Genomic DNA, 6,207 nt, shown 5'->3' on the forward strand with positions numbered 1-6,207 from the left:
TAAAGCGCAACAACGTACAAAAAATACTTAAATTAATACAATAAATTTGCTTACAGAATGTATCGCGATTACAAGCCAAAATTTAAGGATTGCTTTCGCATCGAGACAGAAAGAACAGAAGGAGTTTTCCTTTGGTCGGAAAGGAATGCAGCTGTACTGAGCGATCCTATCTACGCCCAATTAGCTCCGTTGTTGGATGGCAATCATAGCATTGATGAAATTGTCAAGCAATTGCAAGATCGCCTGCCGGCATCTTATATCTACTATGGGCTAAGTCAACTAAAGAATCAGGGTTATCTGAGCAACGGTGATGAGTTGCTGTCGCCATCGTTACAGATTTTTTGTGAGCAGTTGAATATTAGCGTGGAAGCCGCACACGATCACTTACAGACAACCAAAGTCGCAGTGAGGGCGATCGGTTCTATTTCCGCTTCTGAATTAATTGAAACTCTCGAATCGCACCAAATCCAGGTCAGCGAGGATGCCGATTTGGAGGTGGTTCTATGCGATGATTACCTGCAACTGGATCTAGCCGCGCTCAATCAGCTTGCCTTACAAAAATCGCGTCCCTGGTTACTTGTCAAGCCGATTGGCACAATTATCTGGCTTGGCCCCCTTTTCTATCCCAGAAAAACGGGCTGTTGGGAGTGTTTGGCGCAACGCTTGCGATGCCATCGACCCATTGAAGGGTATCTTAAGAGACACACGAACGATACAGCACCGCTGACGCCACCCCTAGCGAAAATACCTGGTGTCTTGCAAACGGCTTTGGGGATGACAGCTATTGAAGTCTTAAAATGGATCGTTCAGAATCGGGAAAATAAACGATTGGAAGGGGTATTAATTACTCACGATACTTTGACTTTAGAGACTCAAAGCCATATTCTCACCAAGCGTCCTCAATGCCCGGTTTGCGGATTTAGCAAAAGCCAGAATAGTGCAAAACCACTGCCATTAATTCTCGGCAGTCGTAAAAAAACATTTACTGCTGAAGGCGGACACCGTTGCAGTTCCCCTGAAGCTACCCTCAGTAAATATCAGCATCATATTAGTCCGATCGCGGGCGTTATTCGAGAATTACAAAAGTTACCCGATCGCCTAGATGGTTTTCATAATTATGTAGCCAAACATCATTTTATCTCGATGTTTGATGACTTGAGAGCATTGGCTCAAAACATTGGCGGTAGAAGTGGAGGAAAAGGAAGAACGGATATTCAGGCGCGAGTTAGCGGTTTTGGAGAAGCTATAGAGAGATATTCTGCTGTTTTCCAGGGGGATGAAATCAGAATTAAAAGTAGCTACCAGGAACTCGGCGATCGCGCAATTCATCCCAACGCTTGTATGAATTTCAGCCAATCCCAATATAGCGATAGCCAAAACTGGAATGCCAGTTGTCAGAGCCTTTCTCAAAGAGTCCCCGAACCATTTGATGAAACCAACGCGATCGAGTGGACGGCTGTTTGGTCTTTGACTCAGCAGGAATTTAAGTATCTCCCCACTGCTTACTGTTACTTTGGCTATCCCAAACCAGAAAAACCTGACTGTTGGGCAGATACGAACGGGTGTGCAGCGGGTAATACCTTGGAAGAGGCGATATTACAAGGTTTTATGGAATTGGTCGAACGAGATAGCGTGGCGCTGTGGTGGTACAACCGAATTCAAAAACCGGAGGTGGATTTGGACAGTTTTAATGAACCTTATTTTCGCTCTCTGCAACAATCTTACCAGTCCATCCATCGGGATTTGTGGGTTTTGGATCTCACCAGCGATCTGAATATTCCTACCTTTGTTGCCATTAGTCGATGTGGCGATCGCGACTCAGAAGATATTCTTTTAGGATTTGGTTCTCATTTCGATGCTAAAATTGCTGTTGGTAGAGCGCTGACGGAAATCAATCAAATTTTGGGTGTTGTCTTACCAACTAACGCCGATGGTAAAACCCAGTACGCCTCCTCAGCGGAACCCTTAGCATTAAATTGGTGGCAAACTGCAACGCTACAGAATCAGCCCTATTTAGTTCCCGATAAAAGTAGTAGCCCTAAAGTTTACTCCGATTACGCTCAAAACTGGAGTGACGACCTACTAGAAGACATCAAGCGTTGCCAACAAATAGTAGAACAAAAGGGAATGGAAATCTTAGTCCTGGACCAAACTCGTCCTGATATTGGGTTGAAGGTGGTGAAGGTAATTGTGCCTGGAATGCGGCATTTTTGGAAACGTTTAGGAGCAGGACGGCTATATGATGTTCCGGTACAAATGGGATGGTTAAACGAACCAATATCTGAAGATAATCTGAATCCAATTCCAATGTGGTTATAATTTCCCCTTACCCAAAAGATGTTTAAAAACTATAAAATTATCGATGCCGATGCTCACGTTTACGAACCCCACAGCATTTGGGAAGAGTATCTGGAACCAGCTTTCAAGCACTTTGCTCCTTCGCCAGACCTGAAAATCCAAGGAGAACCGATTATCAATAAGTTCTCCGAGCAATATCTACGTCAATGGGCAAAACCATTTTTGGAAGTCGAGCCACTGGCTGGTGCTGACCCCCAAATTCAGGTGCAAGCGATGATGCAGATGGGGGTTGATGTGGCATTTATTTATCCCACATCTCTGCTTTTTATCACTGCGGTGAATACGATGGCTCCTCAATTGGTGGGTGCTTTTGTGCGAGCTTATAATAATTGGCTGCGAGATTTCTGTAGTTTTAATCCCCAAATACTCAAAGGTGTGGGCAGCATTAATCTTCACGATCCAGAAGAGATGGTGCCAGAATTGCTCCGCATCGTTAATTTTGGCTGGAAAGCAGTCTTTTTGCGTCCCAACCCTGTCAAGGGAAGAATTTTGAGCGATCGCGCCTACGAGCCATTTTGGACGAAGTGTGAGGAATTGGCGATCGCCGTTGGCATTCACGAGGGAACTCCTAGCCGTCTGCCTACTGCTGGGGCCGATCGCTTTAATACTCGCTTTGCCTTACGTGCCTGTTCCCATCCGATGGAACAAATGATGGCTCTGCTAACATTGATTGAAGGTGGCGTTCTCGAACGCCATCCCCAACTCAAAGTTGGGTTTTTGGAGTCAGGATGCGGGTGGTTGCCCTACTGGTTGTGGCGGCTCGATCGAGAATACGAGAGTTCGCGCTGGGAAGTGGCCGATAATGTGAAGATGAAGCCCTCCGAGTATTTCCGCCGTCAGTGTTTTGTTTCTATGGAGCCTTCGGAATCACACTTATCTCAAGTTATTGAGTATATCGGCTCCGATAACGTCCTCTTTGGTTCTGATTATCCTCATGGAGAATACGAATCGGATATTGTGGAGCAAGTAGTTGCTCTTGAGGGGCAACTGCCCCAGGGAACTGTAGAAAAAATTTTGTGGGAAAATCCGGCTCGTTTCTACGGGATCGGTTGAATCTCATTCAAACCTAACGACCCAACTCCCTTCTTCTACATAAATATGTTCAACGAACCGTTTCCCGTTCCAGAAGTCGATGAGCGTTTACTGTTCGATCTAAGTTGCTCTAGAATCATCGGGCCAGTAATAACATTAGCGCAAGAAATCAATCTATTCAAGCTGATAGAGGAAGCACCGCAAACAATTGAAGATGCTGCCAAACACCTCAGAATTACACCTATAATCTCTGAAGCTTTCATGGCAGTTCTTGCCGCATTTGGATTACTCGAAAGGCAGAAAGATGGACGGTTTGGCCTGACAAAGGTGGCAAAAACATACATGATTCCAGATAGCCCATTTTACTATACGGGGTTTTGCCCTCCTCATGAATGGTATCTGGATCTGCTTCGCATGAAATTAATCGGTGGCGCTCAACCACCAATGCCGATGGCGGTGGCGATGAATCAGCACAAAATTGAGATGGTGCACAGCTTCATCGATCGGATGCACATGATGATACTGCCAACCGCAGCAAACTTAGCCAAACAACCTGTGTTCGGTCAAATATCGCATCTTCTTGATGCCGGAGGTGGTTCGGGAGCGCTGGCGATCGCGATCGCAGCATTTAATCAGCAGATTCAATGCACGGTTATGGATCTTGAGCCTGTATGCGAGATTGCACAAAAAAACATTGCCAAATATGGCTTAGAAAAACAGATTACTACCGTGGCGCGAGATATGTTTGAAGAGGCGTGGCCTGGAGAACCTGACGGTGTTCTATTTGGCAATGTTTTTCACGATTGGGATTTAGAACATTGCTATTTGCTGGCTCAACGAACATTCGACGCGCTCAAATCTGGCGGGAAAGTGTTGTTGCATGAAATGCCTTTGCATGACACAAAAGATGGGCCGCTCACAGTCGCCTGTTTGTCAGCCATATTACTGATGTATGAGAAAGGTAAGCAGTATACTTTAAAGGAAATAGAAGAAATCTTATCGTCAGTAGGGTTTATTAATTTTCAGTCAATACCCACTCATACTTATTATCATCTGATTAGCGCTAAAAAACCATGATTTTTGTTTGTATTTTTTGTTGAGTGAAATCTTAAGTATGAAAATTTTTTCTACTTACCAAATTATCGCCCAAATTTTTGAAAGCTCGAATTCGCTAGTTTATCGAGCAAACCGCCGCCAGGAAAATCAACCTGTTATTCTCAAGGTTCTCAAAGAAGATTATCCTACCCCTGCGGAGCTAACCAGATATAAGCAAGAGTATGAAATTACTCGTTCCCTGAATATAGATGGAGTGATTAAAGCTTATGATTTGCAAAAATATCAGAATAAACTAGCAATAGTTTTAGAAGACTTTGGAGGTGAATCCTTAGACATTATCCTGAGAGATAGAAAACTTAGCTTGCCTGAATTTCTTGCTATTGCTATTAAAATAACGAAGACTTTAGGTGAAATCCATGCTGCTAATGTTATTCACAAAGATATCAATCCTGCCAATATTGTTTGGAATTTAAAAACAGATATCCTGAAAATTATTGATTTTGGCATTTCTACACTATTTACGCGGGAAAATCCCATAATTAAAAACCCAAATATTCTCGAAGGCACACTGGCTTATATGTCACCCGAACAAACAGGCAGGATGAATCGGGTACTCGACTACACTACAGACTTTTACTCTCTAGGCGCGACATTTTATCGAATACTAACTGGTTATTTACCTTTCGATACAAGCGATGCTTTGGAATTAGTACACTGCCACCTTGCCAAACAGCCTCTACCGCCTCACGAACTCGATCCCAATATACCCAAAGTTGTTTCTAACCTGATTGTGAAATTGTTAGCCAAAACAGCGGAGGAACGCTACCAGAGTGCCTTTGGCATCGCTGCGGATCTGGAAGAATGCCTCAGACAGTTTCAGATATGCGGAGAAATTGCAGATTTTCCGCTAGCCCAACAAGATTTTTCTGATAGGTTAAGTATACCGCAGAAACTTTACGGTAGAGAGGAAGAAATTGAGACATTATTATCAAAGTTTGCGCGGATTGCCTCAGCAAATAGCTCAGAAGAACCGACACGAAAGTGCGTTGAGATGGTACTCGTTTCCGGCTATTCTGGCATCGGTAAGTCTGTGCTGGTACAGGAACTCTACAAGCCAATTACAGCTCGGCGAGGCTATTTTATTTCTGGTAAGTTCGAGCAGTTACAACGCAATATTCCCTACTCGGCAATTGCTGCTGCTTTTCGCTCTCTCATACAGCAAATTTTAGCTGAAGATGAAGCGCAGCTATCAGAATGGCGTGAAAAACTACTGGCAGCATTTGCCTCTAACGGTCAAGCCATCGTTGACGTGATTCCTGAAGTAGAACTAATAGTTGGGCCTCAACCTCCGATTCAGCAACTGGAGCCGATGGAGGCGCAAAATCGGTTTAACTTGGTATTTCAAAAATTTGTTCGGGTGTTTTGCCAAAGCTCACATCCACTGGTCATTTTTTTGGATGACTTACAGTGGGCAGATGCAGCTAGTTTAAAGTCTATCGAATTAATGTTGACTGACGAGCAGATGAAATATTTGCTCCTGATTGGTGCTTATCGAGACAATGAAGTTAGCCCCACCCACCCTTCAATCTTAACCCTCAATCGTTTAGAAAAAGAGGGAGTCATTCTCAATAAGATAAGATTAGCCCCCTTAGCTGCTCCTCACATCGCTCAATTGATTGCCGATACTCTCCACAGCAATCTAGAATTGGTAGAGCCGCTAACTGAGTTAATTTATCGCAAAACATCAGGTAATCCTTTCTT

General features: G+C 43.9%; 4 protein-coding genes. All 4 read left to right on the forward strand.

Going from position 1 to position 6,207, the window contains the following annotated elements:
* Window positions 1-57: 57 nt before the first annotated feature.
* Complete coding sequence (locus QUA45_RS20250; protein ID WP_333221961.1) at window positions 58-2,319, forward strand: TOMM precursor leader peptide-binding protein; 2,262 nt, start codon at window positions 58-60, stop codon at window positions 2,317-2,319.
* A gap of 18 nt (window positions 2,320-2,337) precedes the next feature.
* Complete coding sequence (locus QUA45_RS20255; RefSeq protein ID WP_333221962.1) at window positions 2,338-3,411, forward strand: amidohydrolase family protein; 1,074 nt, start codon at window positions 2,338-2,340, stop codon at window positions 3,409-3,411.
* Window positions 3,412-3,456: 45 nt separating this feature from the next.
* Window positions 3,457-4,467: a methyltransferase gene (locus QUA45_RS20260; protein ID WP_333150923.1), complete on the forward strand. Its 1,011-nt coding sequence runs from the start codon at window positions 3,457-3,459 to the stop codon at window positions 4,465-4,467.
* A 37-nt stretch (window positions 4,468-4,504) separates the two neighbouring features.
* Window positions 4,505-6,207 (forward strand): AAA family ATPase (locus QUA45_RS20265; RefSeq protein WP_333221963.1); only part of this gene is annotated, 1,703 nt, incomplete at its 3' end.

Source organism: Microcoleus sp. Pol12A5, from assembly GCF_036701435.1.
GTDB lineage: Bacteria > Cyanobacteriota > Cyanobacteriia > Cyanobacteriales > Microcoleaceae > Microcoleus.

What these genes read in the sequence shown, in the direction of transcription:
- QUA45_RS20250 (WP_333221961.1), top strand. Translation starts at nt 58, where the DNA reads ATGTATCGCGATTACAAGCCAAAATTTAAGGATTGCTTTCGCATCGAG.
- QUA45_RS20260 (WP_333150923.1), top strand. Translation starts at nt 3,457, where the DNA reads ATGTTCAACGAACCGTTTCCCGTTCCAGAAGTCGATGAGCGTTTACTG.
- QUA45_RS20255 (WP_333221962.1), top strand. Translation starts at nt 2,338, where the DNA reads ATGTTTAAAAACTATAAAATTATCGATGCCGATGCTCACGTTTACGAA.